13 protein-coding genes are annotated in these 15,997 nt (G+C 65.6%); 8 read left to right on the plus strand and 5 right to left on the minus strand.

The window, feature by feature from the left end:
• The first annotated feature begins 54 nt into the window (after positions 1-54).
• Positions 55-435: a hypothetical protein gene (locus XI02_RS08300; protein WP_018269736.1), complete on the plus strand. Its 381-nt coding sequence runs from the start codon at positions 55-57 to the stop codon at positions 433-435.
• Positions 436-706: 271 nt separating this feature from the next.
• Here the strand turns inward: XI02_RS08300 and XI02_RS08305 are convergent, their stop codons facing one another.
• Positions 707-1,558 (minus strand): SDR family oxidoreductase, encoded by an 852-nt coding sequence (locus XI02_RS08305; protein ID WP_172648602.1) that lies wholly within the window; start codon positions 1,556-1,558, stop codon positions 707-709.
• 192 nt (positions 1,559-1,750) lie between these two features.
• Here XI02_RS08305 and XI02_RS08310 point away from each other — a divergent pair, with 192 nt between their 5' ends.
• Positions 1,751-3,247 (plus strand): aldehyde dehydrogenase family protein, encoded by a 1,497-nt coding sequence (locus tag XI02_RS08310; RefSeq protein WP_172648601.1) that lies wholly within the window; start codon positions 1,751-1,753, stop codon positions 3,245-3,247.
• 475 nt (positions 3,248-3,722) lie between these two features.
• On the opposite strand, the gene XI02_RS08315 is transcribed toward XI02_RS08310, so the two are convergent.
• Positions 3,723-4,106 (minus strand): winged helix-turn-helix domain-containing protein, encoded by a 384-nt coding sequence (locus XI02_RS08315; RefSeq protein ID WP_016846469.1) that lies wholly within the window; start codon positions 4,104-4,106, stop codon positions 3,723-3,725.
• A 160-nt stretch (positions 4,107-4,266) separates the two neighbouring features.
• Here XI02_RS08315 and XI02_RS08320 point away from each other — a divergent pair, with 160 nt between their 5' ends.
• The 3 genes from XI02_RS08320 to XI02_RS08330 all read left to right on the plus strand — a co-directional run bounded on the left by XI02_RS08320 (position 4,267) and on the right by XI02_RS08330 (position 7,767).
• Positions 4,267-5,394 (plus strand): alkene reductase, encoded by a 1,128-nt coding sequence (locus XI02_RS08320; RefSeq protein ID WP_172648600.1) that lies wholly within the window; start codon positions 4,267-4,269, stop codon positions 5,392-5,394.
• A gap of 62 nt (positions 5,395-5,456) precedes the next feature.
• Positions 5,457-5,972 carry a GFA family protein gene (locus tag XI02_RS08325; protein WP_069278284.1) on the plus strand — a complete coding sequence of 172 codons (516 nt, stop codon included), beginning with the start codon at positions 5,457-5,459 and terminating at the stop codon, positions 5,970-5,972.
• A gap of 130 nt (positions 5,973-6,102) precedes the next feature.
• Positions 6,103-7,767: a thiamine pyrophosphate-binding protein gene (locus tag XI02_RS08330; RefSeq protein ID WP_172648599.1), complete on the plus strand. Its 1,665-nt coding sequence runs from the start codon at positions 6,103-6,105 to the stop codon at positions 7,765-7,767.
• A 197-nt stretch (positions 7,768-7,964) separates the two neighbouring features.
• Here XI02_RS08330 and XI02_RS08335 read toward each other — a convergent pair whose 3' ends face one another.
• Positions 7,965-9,329 carry an LLM class flavin-dependent oxidoreductase gene (locus XI02_RS08335; protein ID WP_172648598.1) on the minus strand — a complete coding sequence of 455 codons (1,365 nt, stop codon included), beginning with the start codon at positions 9,327-9,329 and terminating at the stop codon, positions 7,965-7,967.
• Positions 9,330-9,567: 238 nt separating this feature from the next.
• Between XI02_RS08335 and XI02_RS08340 the strand changes: the two genes are divergently transcribed.
• The 3 genes from XI02_RS08340 (at position 9,568) to XI02_RS08350 (ending at position 13,591) form a co-directional block, all read left to right on the plus strand.
• Positions 9,568-10,947 (plus strand): M20 family metallopeptidase, encoded by a 1,380-nt coding sequence (locus tag XI02_RS08340; protein ID WP_172648597.1) that lies wholly within the window; start codon positions 9,568-9,570, stop codon positions 10,945-10,947.
• A gap of 260 nt (positions 10,948-11,207) precedes the next feature.
• Positions 11,208-12,497 (plus strand): MFS transporter, encoded by a 1,290-nt coding sequence (locus XI02_RS08345; protein WP_172648596.1) that lies wholly within the window; start codon positions 11,208-11,210, stop codon positions 12,495-12,497.
• A gap of 248 nt (positions 12,498-12,745) precedes the next feature.
• A complete protein-coding gene (locus tag XI02_RS08350; protein WP_051447909.1) occupies positions 12,746-13,591 on the plus strand; it encodes an IclR family transcriptional regulator in 846 nt (281 codons plus the stop codon).
• Between the two features lie 368 nt (positions 13,592-13,959).
• On the opposite strand, the gene XI02_RS08355 is transcribed toward XI02_RS08350, so the two are convergent.
• Both XI02_RS08355 and XI02_RS08360 read right to left on the minus strand, forming a co-directional pair.
• On the minus strand, positions 13,960-15,459 hold the full coding sequence (locus XI02_RS08355; RefSeq protein WP_194483388.1) for a tripartite tricarboxylate transporter permease: 1,500 nt from the start codon (positions 15,457-15,459) through the stop codon (positions 13,960-13,962).
• A 6-nt stretch (positions 15,460-15,465) separates the two neighbouring features.
• Positions 15,466-15,951, minus strand: coding sequence for a tripartite tricarboxylate transporter TctB family protein (locus tag XI02_RS08360; RefSeq protein ID WP_016845625.1), 486 nt, complete (start codon positions 15,949-15,951; stop codon positions 15,466-15,468).
• Positions 15,952-15,997: the final 46 nt, after the last annotated feature.

Consider the following 15,997-nt stretch of genomic DNA (forward strand, 5'->3'; position numbering starts at 1 on the left):
TGGTCGTCTTTGCGATATATTGAATGTAATATAACGATGATCCGGAGTGCCGGCATGCAGATCGAAACCCAGGAGCTCACCACCTGCGAAGTCGCGTCCGACGGCTGCGCCATTTCGCTGGGCTTCGTGGACGGCAAGGGCGAGCCCGCAACCATCCGCCTGTCGATCAACCAGGTCGGCGCGCTGGTCATGACCTTGCCCGGGCTGATCAGCAAGGCGCTGCAGACCCGCTTCGGCGACCAGACCTTGCGCTACGCCTATCCGCTGGATTCCTGGGTGATCGAGCAGTCGACCGATCCGGCCCAGGGCATGATGACGCTCAAGACGTCGGACGGCTTCAGCGTCTGCTTCTCGATCCCGCGCGCCCAGCAGAGCGAGCTCGGCGAGGCGCTGGTGGCGCAGCCGGTGACAAGGGTGCAGATGCGCGCGAATTAGCGAGGGATGCGTAGGGTGGATTAGCCGAAGGCGTAACCGACAATTCTCTCGGTTGTGAGCAGAGTGGGTGGTTTTCGCTGCGCCAACCCATCCTACGCACTGTCCGCCATATATTCCGCTGTCATGCCCCGCTTCATGCGGGGCATCCAGTACGCCGCGGCCCCTCGGTTCAAGCACTGAAGTCTCTGGAATACTGGATCGCCCGGTCAAGCCGGGCGATGACAGCACGAATGGAGAAAGTCCGCAGAGTGGGTTAGCCCGCCCTACGAAATCACTTCCCCTTCACGAACGCCGCGAATGCATCGCCGTAATCCGGATGCCAGCGCGACAGCGGCGGGCGGTTCTCGACGATGTCGCCGGCGGCCCACAGGATGCGGCGTTCGTCGAGCACGCGCGGCACGTCGTTGTCGGGGCAGAGGATGTAGAAATCGCCGGCATCGAGGCGTTCGATCATGAAGTCGACGGTCTGCTCCGCCGTCCAGGCACCGGCCGGCTTCTCGGTGCGGCCGCGGGCGGTCAGCCCGGTGAAGACGAAGCCCGGAATCAAGAGATGCGCCGTGATCTTGCAGCCGTCGGTGTTGCGCAGCTCGTGCTGCAGCGCCTCGGTGAATGCCTTCACGCCGGCCTTGGAGACGTTGTAGGCGGGATCGCCCGGCGGCGTGGTGATGCCCTGCTTGGAGCCGGTGTTGATGATCAGCCCCGGCCGGCCGCGTTTGATCATGCCAGGCGCGAACGCCTGGGTGCCGTTGATCACGCCCCACAGATTGACGCCGAGGATGCGCTGCCAATTGTCCGCGGGTCCGAACATCGCACTGCCGGGCTGGATGCCGGCATTGTTCATCAGGATGTCGGTGCCGCCGAACTTTTTCGTAACCGCGGCTACGAGGCTTGCCACCTCGTCGGCGCGGCTGACGTCGACAGCCGCCGTCATGATATCAGCCGCGCCGCCCGGCGCCGCAGATGACAGTTTTGTCGCAGCATCCTTCAGCCGGTCATCGCCGAGGTCTGCGATGCAGACCTTCATGCCGGCCTGCGCGAACCGCAATGCGGCGGCAAGCCCGATTCCGGAGGCGCCGCCAGTGATCACGGCAACATGATTGGCTGATATCACGGGGTGGGGCATCGGTGGTCTCCGGACACATATGTGGCTGAGGGTTAGTTGCTATCGTACCATGCACGCGGGCGCATGGGAGGTTTTCATGCGCGACACCCTCTTCAACGGTCGCGCGGCTTTACGGTTTCGCGCCTGCGCTGTAGAATTGCCGATATAACGCTTCCAAAAGACCTCAGCCGACATTTTACAGGGAGTGCAAACATGGCTGTTTCGCAGGCTATTCCGATCACGCGCCATCCTTATGCCGATGGCTCCTACAAGAAGATGCTGATCGACGGCAAATGGGTCGACGCCGCCTCCGGCAAGAAATTCGAGACGCATAATCCCGCCACCGGTGAGTTGCTCGCGTCGGTCGCCGAGGGCGATGCCGAGGACATCAACCGGGCGGTCGCGGCGGCGCGCCGCGCGTTCGAAGGGCCCTGGAGCAAGGTGAAGCCGTTCGAGCGGCAGAACATGCTGCTCAAGCTCGCCGAGCTCGTCGAAGCCAATTTCGAGGAACTGTCCCAGCTCGACACGCTCGACATGGGCGCGCCGATCAGCCGGACCCGCGGCAACCGCCTGCGCGCGCTCGGCATGCTGCGCTACTATGCCGGCCAGGCGACCGCGATCCACGGCGAGACCATCGAGAACTCGCTGCCCGGCGAGATCTTCTCCTACACGCTGAAGGAGCCGATCGGCGTGGTCGGCGCCATCATCCCCTGGAACGGGCCGCTGACCGCCTCGATCTGGAAGATCGGCCCGGCGATCGCGACCGGCTGCACCGTCGTGCTGAAGCCGGCCGAGGAATCGCCGCTGACCTCGCTGCGCATCGGCGAGCTCTGCATGGAGGCCGGCATTCCGCCCGGCGTCGTCAACGTCGTGCCGGGCCATGGCGAGACCGCGGGCGCCGCGCTCGCCTCGCATCCGGGTGTCGACAAGGTCGCCTTCACCGGCTCGCACATCACCGGCCAGTCGATCATCCGTGCCTCGGCCGGCAACCTCAAGCGCGTCTCGCTCGAGCTCGGCGGCAAGTCGCCGGACATCGTGTTCGCCGACGCCGATCTCGACGCTGCGGTGCCGGGAGCTGCGATGGCGGTGTTCGCCAATTCGGGCCAGATCTGCAGCGCCGGCACGCGGCTGTTCGTCGAGCAGAAGGTCTATGACGAATTCGTCGGCCGCGTCGCCGAGTTCGGCAGGAAGCTGCAGGTCGGCAACGGCCTCGATCCCAACACCCAGATCGGTCCCCTGGTGTCGCAGCAGCAAATGGACCGGGTGTCGGGCTATCTCGACATCGGCCAGAAGGAGGGCGCCAAGGCGCTTGCCGGCGGCGGCCGTCTCACCGAGGGCGCGCTGTCGAAGGGTTACTTCGTGCAGCCGACCGTGTTCGCCAACGTGCAGGACAACATGCGCATCGCGCAGGAGGAAATTTTCGGCCCGGTGATCTCGGCGATCTCGTTCAAGGATCCGGACGAGCTGATCAAGCGCGCCAACGCCACCACCTTCGGCCTCGGCTCCGGTGTCTGGACCACCAATGTCAGCAAGGCGCACCAGGTCGCCAAGGCGCTGCGCGCCGGCTCGGTCTGGGTCAATTGCTACCAGGCGATGGATCCCGCAGTGCCGTTCGGCGGCTACAAGATGAGCGGCTACGGCCGCGAGTCCGGCAAGCAGCACGTCGAGGAATATCTCAACGTCAAGGCGGTCTGGATCAAGACCGGCTAGGGCTGGTCCCGCCGTTTCTCTTCACCTCTCCCCGCTTGCGGCAGGGCAATCGCATATGGCCGTTTGAGGTAATCGGAGTTCCCATAAACTCGTCATGCCCGGGCTTGTCCCGGGCATCCACGTCTTCGTTTCCACGCGAAGAAAAGACGTGGATGGCCGGGACAAGCCCGGCCATGACGGCGCGGAAGAATCGGTTCATTCCATATGCGATAGCCCTGCCGCCTGCGGGGAGAGGTCGGATTGCATCGGTGATGCAATCCGGGTGAGGGGTACAGGTCTCAACGCTCGGCGTGCTCGCAGAAGGGAAGCCCTTCACCCCAAACGCCCACACGATTTCGGAATATTAGAAGAATATCCCTGATTTGCCCGACCAGTCAAGTTGCCTTGTCGAACGCCGGCCGCCGCCGGCTCCTTTGCATGGGGTTGTTTTCGATATTTTCGTAAGCGCCCCTGCGACAGCCGCCGGTTCCTGCGTTTACCGCCCCGCGGCCTTCTTCGGCTTGCCGATGTCGCTGCGCAGCGCCTCGAGATCCTTGCGCACGGCGCTTGCCGCGTCGCGCTCGATCTTGCGGTAGCGTGCCACCAAGGAGAGGCCGAACGGGGTCAGCACCGCGCCGCCGCCGTTCTTGCCGCCGGTCTGCCGTTCCACCGCCGCCTGCCGGCAAATGCGGTTGATCTCGTCGACCAGGTCCCAGGCGCGCTTGTAGCTCATGTCCATGGCGCGGCCGGCGGCGGAGATCGAGCCGCATTCCTTGATCCGCTCCAGCAGCAGGATCTTGCCCGGCCCGATCCGGTCCTCGGCATCGAGGTCGATGCGGACGCTGAGGGAGGGGAGCGATGAGGCGCTCGATTTCGACATGGGAGACCTGTTCTCGTGGCAACAGATTGCCACTACCCGCTTTCATGAACAAGATGAACCCGTTAGATAACGGGCATGATCCGAAAAAGTGGTAACCGGTTTTCTGGGCCGATCTTGCCCACACTACAACGGAAACCACGTAAGAATATTTGGGGCAGGCATGAATCCTCCGTCGCTGTTCTCTCCGCTCAAGATCGGTCCTTACCAGCTCGAACATCGCGTCGTGATGGCGCCGCTGACGCGGATGCGGGCGTCGCGGCCGAGCCTCGCGCCGCGGCCGATGAACGCGGAATATTATGCGCAGCGCGCGACGCCGGGCGGCCTGCTGATCGCGGAGGCCTCGCCGGTGGTCGAGACCGGCTTCGGCAATCCCGGTGTTCCCGGCATCTATAGCGAGGCCCAGATCGCGGGCTGGCGCGAGGTGGTGGATGCCGTGCACGCCAAGGGCGGCTTGATCTTCCTGCAGCTCTGGCACGTCGGCCGCGTCTCGCATTCCTCGTTCCAGCCGGGTGGCGCGCTGCCGGTGGCGCCGTCGGCGGTCGCGATCCCGTCCGAGTTCAAGTGCATGACGGCGGACGGCAAGGTGGTCGACTACGAGACGCCGCGCGCGCTCGAGACCCGTGAGGTCGCCCTGATGGTCGAGGCCTACCGGCAAGGCGCGAAGAACGCGCTCGCCGCCGGCTTCGACGGCGTCGAGATCCACGGCGCCAATGGCTATCTGATCGAGCAGTTCCTGCAGTCGCGCAGCAACCTGCGCACCGACCGGTATGGCGGCTCGATCGAGAACCGCGTCCGCTTCCTGATGGAGGTGACGCAGGCGGTGACCGAGGTCTGGGGCGCGAGCCGCGTCGGTGTGCGGCTCTCGCCCTACGGCATCGCCAATGGCAGCGGCGAGGCCGACCCGATGCCGCTCTACAGCCACGCCATCACGGCGCTGGACAAGCTCGGGCTCGCCTATCTGCATTTCATCGAGCCGCGCGCTTCGGGCACCGGCCGCGCCGAGGTCGACTGGCAGAACGTGCCGTCCGCGATGGTGCTGTACCGTCCGATGTGGAGCGGCGTGCTGATCACCGCCGGCAATTTCGTCGGCGACACCGCACAGAGCGCGGTCGCCGAAGGTCATGCCGATGCGATCGCGTTCGGCCGCTACTTCATCTCCAACCCGGACCTGCCGCGCCGGCTGCAGCGCGGCTATCCCTTGACCAAGTACAACCGCGCCACCTTCTATGCCGGCGAGGAGAAGGGCTACACGGATTATCCGGTGCACGACGAATTGGCGCAGGCGTAACTCTTCGTAGCCCGGATATCGCTTCGCTCGTCCGGGCTACAATGCCTTGATGGGAGACCGCGATGTTTCCGGACGACGAGTTCGAGCCGACCAAAAAACCAAAGCCCGTGGCGCTGGCGAAGCCCGCGGCCGGCCAATGCCTGTGCGGCAAGGTGAGGTTCGAGATCGACGTGCCGGCGCGCTGGGCCTGGCATGATCACACCGCCGCCAGCCGCCGCGCCCATGGTGCGGTTTATGCGACCTATGTCGGCAGCTGGAAGAAGCGCTTCCGCATCACGCAGGGCGACAGCGAGCTGTCGCGTTACGAGGACGCGAAAAGCAAGACCGCGCGCAGCTTCTGCGCCAATTGCGGCACGCCCATCATCTACGAACGCGCGCGCTCGCCGCACATGGTCAACATCCCGCGCGCGCTGTTCTCGGGACGCACCGGCCGGCAACCGCTCTATCACATCGCGATCGAGGAACTGCAGGAATGGGCCTATGCCGGCGAGCCGCTGGTGCCGCTGAAAGGCTATCCCGGCGTGGTCTGGCAGCGCTCGAAAAAGAAGAAGCGCAGCGAGCGCGAGGGGATGTTCTAGCGAGTGTTTCGCCTCAGGCGCGCGCCTGCGGAATGCGGCCATGACCGCTCGCTCGATTGCTCCAGCTGCGCAAGTTTGGTCATCTGCCTCGATCCCCGTCGGTCAACGCGCCGACAGGCCTGGAGGGAACATGAAGAATCGCATTACCGGCCGCTCGGCATTTCTGGCGCTGCTGAAGGATGAGGGCGTCACCCATCTGTTCGGCAATCCCGGCACCACCGAATTGCCGATCATGCACGCGCTGAAGGATCATCCCGATCTCACCTATGTGATGGCGATGCAGGAGAGCCTGGTGGTCGCGATGGCCGACGGCTTCAGCCGCGCCTCCGGCAAGCTCGTCGCCTGCAACGTCCATGTCGCGCCGGGACTCGGCAATGCGATGGGTTCGCTCTACAACGCAAGCTTCACCGGCACGCCGCTGATCCTCACCGCCGGGCAGCAGGAACAGGGCCATGGCCTGACCGAACCGGTGCTCTATGGCCCGCTGGTGCAGATGGCGACGCCGCTGGTGAAATGGGCGGTCGAGGTGACGCGGCTCGAAGACCTCCCGCGCATCGTGCGCCGCGCCGCCAAGATCGCGACCACGCCGCCGACCGGGCCGGTGTTCATCTCGCTGCCCGGCGACATCCTCAATTCCGAGGCCGGCATCGAGCTCGGCCGCTCCACCCGGATCGACACCCGCGTCCGGCCGTCCGAGGAGTCGCTCAAGGCGCTGGCCGCGCGCATCCTCAAAGCGGAGCGACCGGTGATCGTCGTCGGCGACGAGATCGTGAAAAGCGATGCGCTGCGCGAGGCGGCCGATCTCGCCGAGACGCTGGGCTGTCCGGCCTGGCAATCGCCGACGCCCTATGGTTCGCACTTCCTGTCCGAAAGCCCGAGCTTCATGGGCGCGATCGCGCGGCTGCAGAAGGTCGCGCGCGATGTGCTGGCGCCGCATGATCTGTTGATCGCGCTCGGCGGCGATCCGCTGCGGATGTCGGTCTATAGCGAGGTCGATCCGCTGCCGGATGGGCTCTCGATCGTGCAGGTCGGCCTGGTCGACAGCGACCTCGCCAGGAACTACGGCGCCGAGATCGCGCTGAAGGCGGACGTCAAGGAAACGCTGCGCGCGCTGGTCCCGGCGTTGAAGGAGGCCGGCGGCGGCGCGCTGGAGACGCGCGCCAGGCAGGGGCTCGCGGCGCTGTCGACAAAAAACTGGGCGGCGAAGCGGAAGGCGCTGGTCGAGCAGATCTCGAAGGCGAGCCAGACCTCGCCGATCGATCCGGACTGGCTCGCGTTGCAGGTCGTGGAGGCGATGCCCGATAATGCGATCCTGGTCGACGAGGGCCTGACCTCGTCGCGCCAGATCATCGGCTTGCGGCCGCATCGCGACCGCTACGGCTACCACGCGCTGGCCTCCGGCGGCATCGGTTGGGGCCTGCCTGCCGCGGTCGGCGTCAGCCTCGCCAATCCGCGGCGGCCGGTGGTGTGCTATTCCGGCGACGGCTCGTCGATGTACTCGATCCAGTCGCTGTGGACCGCGGCCAATCACAAGCTGCCGCTGACTTTCGTCATCGTCAACAATGGCGGCTACCGCATCATCAAGCAGCGCCTGCTCGCCTTCCATGGCGACGATCATTATGTCGGCATGGACTTCATCGACCCGCCGGTCGATTTCACCGCCCTCGCACGCTCGCTCGGGCTGGAGGCGATCAGGATCACCGACCCGCAGGAGCTCAAGGGCGCGATGAAGTCGGCGTTCAGCCGCCCGGGCGCGAAGCTGGTCGAGGTGGTGGTGAGCAATTCGGTGAATTGACGAAGCCACGCGCCCAATCCGTCACCGTCACCTTGAGGAGCGCCAACGGGTCCGCGCGAAGCGTGGCCCGATGACAGGCTCCGCGTCTCGAAGGGTGCACGGCCCGGCTGCTGGCCGTCGATCCTTCGAGACGCGCGCAAGAGCGCGCTCCTCAGGATGACGGGATGGGCAGACGGGTGTGGCTATGTCGTCGTCTTCTACACCCGGTACCGGCTCGCCGGATGCGTCGTGTCCAGCCTCGCGCGCCCTGCGCCGAACAGCTTCTCGCGCAAGGTGCCCTTCGCATACTCCCGCTTGTAGCGGCCGCGCTTGACGAGCTCCGGCACCAGCATGTCGGCGATGTCCTCGAAATCGCCGGGCGAGATCGCAAACGCGACATTGAGGCCGTCGACGTCGGTGTCCTCGAACCATTGCTCGATCTTGTCGGCGACCTGCTCCGGCGAGCCGACCACCACGGGGCCGGCGCCGCCGATGCCGACATGCTCGGCGACCTCGCGCACGGTCCAGACCCGGTCGGGATCGGCGCGGGTGACGTTGTCCATCGCGGAGCGGCCGGCGTCGTTCTGCACGTGCCGCACCTCCTGGTCGAGCGAATAGGTCGAGAAGTCGACGCCGGTCCAGCCCGACATCAGCGCCAGCGCGCCTTCATGGCTGATATGGCTGCGATACTCGGCGTACTTCGCTTTCGCCTCCGCCTCGGTCGGCGCCACCACGACGCACATCATCGAGAACATCAGGATCTCGGCCGGGTTGCGGCCCTTCGCGGCGGCGAGCTCGCGGATCGCCGACACGCGCGGGCCGATCACCTTCGCCGACGGTCCCGACATGAACACGCATTCGGCGTGCTCGGCGGCGAACTGCCGGCCGCGCGGCGAGGTGCCCGCCTGGTAGAGCACCGGCGTGCGCTGCGGCGACGGCTCCGACAGGTGGATCGCGTTGAGCCGGTAGTTGTTGCCGTCGTGGTGCACCGGATGCACCTTGCTCGGATCGGTGAAGATGCCGCGCGCGACGTCGCGGATCGCGGCGTCGTCCTCCCAGCTGCCTTCCCAGAGCTTGTAGACCAGCTCCATATATTCGTCGGCGAGCTCGTAGCGGTCGTCATGCGCGGTCTGCTTGTCCTTGCCGGCGCCGCGCGCGGCACTATCGAGATAGCCGGTCACCACGTTCCAGCCGACCCGGCCGCCGGTCAGATGGTCGAGCGTCGACATCCGTCGCGCGAACGGGTAGGGCGGCTCGAAGGACAGATTGCTGGTGACGCCGAAGCCGAGATTTTCGGTCACCGCGGCCATCGCCGGGATCAGCATCAACGGTTCGTTGGCCGGGGTCTGCGCCGCGTTGCGCAGCGCCGCATCCGGATTGCCGGCATAGACGTCGTAGACGCCGAGCACGTCGGCGAGGAACAACCCGTCGAACCGGCCGCGCTCGAGCGTCTTCGCCAGATCGATCCAGTAGGACAGCTTGTTGTAGTCCTTGGTGCGGTCGCGCGGATGGGTCCACAGCCCCGGCGACTGATGCGCCACGCAGTTCATGGCAAAGGCGTTGAGCCGGATTTGTTTTGTCATTGTCGAAAACCCTGGTCGAAACCTTGCGCGCCGCTTCGATTGCTGCCCGGTCGATGCCGGGCGTCCCGCATCAACTTGTTGCGACTTCCCACGTTTTGGCAAGGCCCATTCGCATTTCACGCCCTTCCGGTCGCGAGCCGATCCCGATAGGTTGCGCCCCTCCAGAAGCATGATCCGGACGCAAAGCGCGGCGTTCCGGTGCGATCATGCCAAGACGCGACCGGACGAAGGAACAATCATGGCGACACGGGCCGACGCAATCGCAAAGGTGCGAGAGCATTTTCAATCGGGAGAGTTCCTGAAGGAGCTGGACCGCAGGGTCGGCTACCAGACCGAGAGCCTGAATGCCGACAAGGCCGATGCGCTGCGCGCCTATCTGGTGGAGAATCTGCAACCGGCCTTCGCCGAGCTCGATTTCAAGACCCACCTGATCGAGTCGCCGACCGGCCGCGGGCCCTATCTGATTGCCGACTACCAGGAAGATGCTTCGCGGCCGACCGTGCTGACCTACGGCCATGGCGACGTCGTCGACGGCATGGTCGGCGAATGGCGCGACGGGCTCAATCCCTGGCAGATCACGGTCAAGGGCGAGCGCGTCTATGGCCGCGGCACCGCCGACAACAAGGGCCAGCATTCGATCAACATGGCCGCACTGCGCGCGGTGAAGCAGGCGCGCGGCGGCAAGCTCGGCTTCAACGCCAAGTTCGTCATCGAGACCGGCGAGGAGATCGGCTCACCCGATCTGCGCGAGGTCTGCGAGGCGCATCGCGAGGAGCTGAAGGCCGACCTGTTCATTGCCTCCGACGGGCCGCGGCTGTCGGCGGAGCGGCCGACCATCTTCCTCGGCTGCCGCGGCGGCAACCGCATCCATCTCGACGTCAATCTGCGCGAGGGCGGCAATCATTCCGGCAATTGGGGCGGCGTGCTCGCCAATCCAGCCACGATCCTGGCGAGCGCGATCGCGAGCCTGGTCGACGGCAAGGGCCGCATGAAGCTCGAGATCCTGAAACCCCCGCCGATCTCGAACCGCGTCCGCGCCGCGCTCGCCGACGTCGAGGTCAAGCCGACCGCGGACGAACCGGCGCTGGCGGAAGACTGGGGCGAGGAGGGCCTGACCGCGGCGGAGCGGCTCTATGCCTGGAACACGCTCGAAGTGCTGGCGATGTCGTCGGGCAATATCGAAAAGCCCGCCAACGCGATTCCCGGCAAGGCCAATGCGGTGCTGCAGCTCCGCTTCGTCGTCGGCACCAGGCATCTCGAGGTGATCGACGCGGTGCGGGATTATCTGCACAACAACGGTTTCCCGATGGTCGAGGTCTCGGGCACGCAGCGCTTTGCCGCCTCGCGCACCGACATGAACAGCCCGTGGATCGACTGGGCGGCGAATTCGATCCGCGCCACCACCGGCAAGGCGCCGGCAGTGCTGCCGAACTTCGGCGGCTCGCTGCCGAACGACGTGTTCTCCGAAGGCCTCGGCCTGCCGACCATCTGGGTGCCGCATTCCTATCCGGGCTGCTCGCAGCACGCCCCCGACGAGCACATCCTGCTGCCGGTGACCGAGGAGGCGCTGACCATCATGGCCGGCCTGTTCTGGGACCTCGGCGAGGCAAAGCGTTAAGGACGGGCGCGCTTTTTCCCCGTCATCCCCGCGCAAAGGCTTCGCCTTTGTCGCTGGAGGTGCGAGCGGAGAGAGCCTCGAAGGATGCACGGCCCCGCCGGTGGCCGTCGATCCTTCGAGACGCGGCTGACGCCGCTCCTCAGGATGACGGGGAGGATGTGAATGGCCGGGCTTAGGCGAGCAGACGCAACGCCGTTCTTCGAACGTATAAGCCCGGGTGCAACGCGTTGAAAGAGTGCCGACACGGCCAAGGAAATTTGATGACACTATCGACATCGACGCCGATTAACTCCGAAGCCGACGTTACGACCAAGAAAAACATCACCCGCTTGATCGTCGCGACCTCGGTCGGCAATGCGCTCGAATGGTACGACATCTCGGTCTATGCCTATTTCGCGGTGTATCTCTCCAAGGCGTTCTTCCCGGCCAATGATCCGACCACCTCGCTGCTCCTGACCTTCGGCAGCTTCGGCCTGTCGTTTCTGATCCGCCCGATCGGCGGCGTCGTGCTCGGTGCCTATGCCGACCGGCACGGCCGCAAGGCCTCGCTGATGCTGTCGATCGTGCTGATGACGTTCGGCACGCTGGTGCTGGCGCTGATGCCGACCTATCAGACCATCGGCATCCTGGCGCCGATCGCGGTGCTGCTGGCGCGGCTGGTGCAGGGCTTTTCCGCCGGCGGCGAGTTCGGCTCCTCGACCGCGTTCCTGGTCGAGCACATGCCGGAGCGGCGCGGCTTCGTGGCGAGCTGGCAGTTCGCGAGCCAAGGTGTCAGCGGCCTGCTCGGCGCGGGCTTCGGTGCGCTCCTGACCTCGCTGATGAGCCCGGAGGATTTGCAGTCCTGGGGCTGGCGGCTGCCGTTTCTGTTCGGCGTCTTGATCGGCCCGGTCGGCATCTACATCCGCAACCATGTCGACGATGCGACCCCGCCGCCGGCCGCGAAGCAAGAATCGCCGGTCAGGGAAGTGTTCGCGCGGCAGAAGTTCGCCACGACGCTTGCGATCGGCGCGCTCGCGGTGTCGACCGCGGTCAACTATCTGATCGTCTACATGCCGACCTATGTGGTGAAGACGCTCAACCTCGCGCCATCGGTCGGCTTCATCGCCTCGTTCGCCGCGCAGACCGCGGTTGCGTTGCTGGCGCCGATCGCAGGCATGGTCTCCGACAGGATCGGACGCACCACCCACATGATCGTGTTCGCGCTGCTGCTGCTGGTGTCGATCTTCCCGGCCTTCCTCCTGCTCACCGGCAAGCCGACGCCTGCGATCATCCTGATCGGCGTGCTCTGGCTCGGCGTCCTCAAGTCGCTGTATTACGGGCCGCTCGCCGCGCTGATGTCGGAACTGTTTCCGGCGGCGACGCGTGCGACCGGGCTCGGCCTCAGCTACAATATCGGTGTCACATTGTTCGGCGGCATGGGGCCGGCGATCATGACCTGGCTGGGCGGCTTCGCGGCGATCGGCGAACTCGCGCCGGGTTACTATCTCACCGCGGTCTGCATCCTCAGTCTCTGTGCACTGTTCACGATCCGCAGGCTGCGGCTGGCGTAGCGCATGATCCGAAAAAGTGCGAAGCGGTTTTTCGAGAGATCATGCGCAAGCGGCATCAGATTTCGTGATGCGAAATTCAAATATCCTTATTGTTGCACAGCAGCGTAGATAGTCGAAATCAAAGTTTCATCTGACGAAAGTATACGGTGTCCGGCGCGCGTCATCCGTCCTAGGATGATGTCCGCCGGGCGCGTCTCTTCGTCGTGCCCGGTTCAGGATTTGGAATTGACGGCAAGGAAGGCCAGGGCATGAACGCCTCAACGACTGCGACCGCACGGACCAGCCGCAAGAGGCCACCGCCGGAGCCGGGCCAACCCGACAAGTTCAACGCGATCCAGAAGGTCTGCGCCATCCTGCGCGTGCTGGCGCAGCGCTCGCCGCTGCGGCTCACCGACATCGCCGACACCACCTCGCTGAACAAGGCGACTGCGCTGCGCATCCTCAACTCGCTGATCGAGGAAGGCTTCGTCAGCCGCGTCGCCGGCGCCAAGACCTATGAACTCGGGCAGGAGGCGCGGGTGATGGCGGTCGGCGCGCGCCGGTCGGTCGACATCGCCGAGCTGGCGCAGCCGAGCCTGCTCCGGCTGTCGGAGCGCTCGGCCGATACGGCGCTGCTGTCGGTGCGCTCCGGCGTCGAGGCGCTTTATCTGGCGCGCTCGGTCGGCAACCATCCGCTGCAACCGAACTATCTGCAGATCGGCAGCCGCCGTCCGCTCGGCGTCGGCGCCGGCGCGCTGGCGCTGCTGGTCTGGCTGCCGGATGCCGAGATCGAGGCTGTGATCGAGGTGATCGTACCGCGGCTGGCGAAATCGCCGCGCATCACGCCAAAGTTCCTGCGCGAGCGGATCGCCATGGCGCGCAAGGCCGGCCACACCGTGCTGATCGACGCCGCGTTTCCCGGCATGGGCGGCGTCGGCGTGCCGGTCCGCGACGATGCCGGCGAGGTGGTGGCCGCGCTCTCGATCGGCGCCGCGTCCGACCGCATCCGCCGCCGCGAAGGCGAACTCGCCGACATGCTGAAGAAGGAAGCCCAGGTGCTGGCCCGCGCGCTGGCCCAGGCGCCGAAGAACGGACGGGCGGCGAAGATGGGTTGAGGTGGGTTGTTTCCGCGGACTGGCTTCACCTCTCCCGCTTTGCCCCCACCCGGATTGCATCGAAGATGCAATCCGGGTGGGGCTCTTTCCGCGATGTGACTCGTGGAGATACCCCCACCCCAACCCTCCCCCGCAAGCGCAGGGCTATCGCATATGGGAGGAAATGGATTTGTCCGCACCGTCATGGCCGGGCTTGTCCCGGCCATCCACGTCTTTCTTCGCCTGGAAACAAAGACGTGGATGCCCGGGACAAGCCCGGGCATGACGAGTTTGTGGAGCGACCGAGCTCATATGCGATTCCCCTGCCCGCAAGCGGGAGAGGGGGCGCACCACCGACTTGATGCGACTCAACTCGCTCTCGTCGCGCGCTACGCCCCCTCATCCAGCGCCACCAGCTCGCGCTTCTTGCGCAGCGAGGGCAGCAGCGGGCCGACCAGCAGCACCAGCGCGAAGGCGAGGCAGATCGCCGAGATCGGCCGCTCCACGAAGGTCATGAGATCGCCCTGCGAGAGGATCAGCGACTTGCGCAGATTGTTCTCCAGCATCGGCCCGAGCACGAAGGCCAGCACCAGCGGCGCCGGCTCGTAGCCGAGCTTGCGCATGAAATAGCCGATCACGCCGAACGCGATCATCACGTGGACGTCGAACACGTTGTTGCTGGAGCAGTAGACGCCGATGATCGTGAACAGGATGATCAGCACGTTGTAGGGCAGCCGCAGCAGCTGCACCCACATGCCGATCATCGGCAGGTTGAGCACTAGCAGCATCAGGTTGCCGATATACATGCTGGCGACGATGCCCCAGAACAGCGTCGGGTTCTGCGAGATCATCAGCGGTCCCGGCTGCAGGCCGTGGATCACGAAGGCGCCGAGCAGCAGCGCCATCACGACGTTCGGCGGGATGCCGAGCGTCATCAGCGGAATGAAGGCGCCGCCGGCCGCGGAATTATTGGCCGATTCCGGCCCCGCGACGCCCTCGATCGCGCCGTGGCCGAAGCGCTCCGGATGCTTCGAGAGCCGCTTCTCCAGTGCGTAGGAGGCGAACGACGCCACCACGGCGCCGCCGCCGGGCAGGATGCCGAGGAAGAAGCCGAGCACCGTGCCGCGCGCCACCGGCCCGGCGCTGGCCTTCCAGTCCTCCTTGCTCGGCAGCAATTGGTTGATCCTGGTCTTGATGATGTCGCGCTTGATCGCCTGCTCGGTGTTGAGCAGCACCTCGGCGACGCCGAACAGGCCCATCACAACCGGCACCAGGCCGATGCCGTCGATCAGCTCGAGGCGGCCAAAGGTCAGCCGCGGCTGCGCCGTGATGCTGTCGAGCCCGACCAGGCCGAGCACGACGCCGATGCAGGCCATCAACAGCGCCTTGGCCATCGAGCCCTGGGTGAGGAAGGTCAGCACCACGAGGCCGAGCACCATCAGGCTGAAATATTCGGCCGGCCCGAACGCGATCGCGACGCTGGCGAGCGAGGGCGCCACCAGCATCAGGGCGATCAGCGCGAAGGTGCCGGCGATGAACGAGCCGAACGCGGAGATGCCGAGCGCCGGGCCGGCGCGGCCCTGCTTGGCCATCTGGTGGCCGTCGATGCAGGTGACGACGGAAGCCGCTTCGCCGGGGATGTTGACCAGGATCGAGGTGGTCGAGCCGCCATACATCGAGCCGTAATAGATGCCGGCCATCATGATGATGCCGGATTCCGGCGTACCGGACAGCGTCACCGGCAGCAGCAGCGACATCGCCGAGATCGGGCCGATGCCGGGCAGCACGCCGACCAGCGTGCCGATGAACACGCCGATGAAGCAGTAGAGCAGGTTGATCGGCAGCAGCGCGACGCCGAGGCCGTGGGCGACGTTGACGAGAGTATCCATGGGCGCTCAACCGATCTCGAAGATGCCGCTCGGCAGCTGGATCGCGAGCAGGTGCTTCAGCACCCACCACATCCCGAGCGGGGCAAGGATGGACAGCGGGATCGCCAGCGACCAGCGCACCGGATCGATCACGCGGAGCAGCAACAGCATCAGCGGGATCGCCGACAGCAGGAAGCCGAGCGGCTCCAGCGCAAAGGCGAACGCCGTGAGGCAGACGATGACCAGCACCGGCTTGCCCCAGCGCGCATTCTCCCAGCGCGAGGCGAAGGTCGGACCGCCCTCGGTCACCGCCGCGATCATGATCGAGGCCGCGAACACGCACATCAGGATGCCGGTATAGAACAGCACGTAGCCGGAGCCGGGATCGTTGATGGTGCCGAGCTTCAGCTTGAGGCCCGACCAGATCACGAAGGCGCCGAGCCCGAGCCCGATCAGCCCGCCCCAGAGCTCGGAGTTGTTGAGGCGGAATTTGACGTTGGTTTGGTCTGTCATGGGAAATGCTCTCGTCAAGTCGCAAAATGGGGATCGACCTGTCCCC

This window comes from Bradyrhizobium sp. CCBAU 21365 (assembly GCF_015291305.1).
Taxonomy (GTDB): Bacteria; Pseudomonadota; Alphaproteobacteria; order Rhizobiales; family Xanthobacteraceae; genus Bradyrhizobium; species Bradyrhizobium elkanii.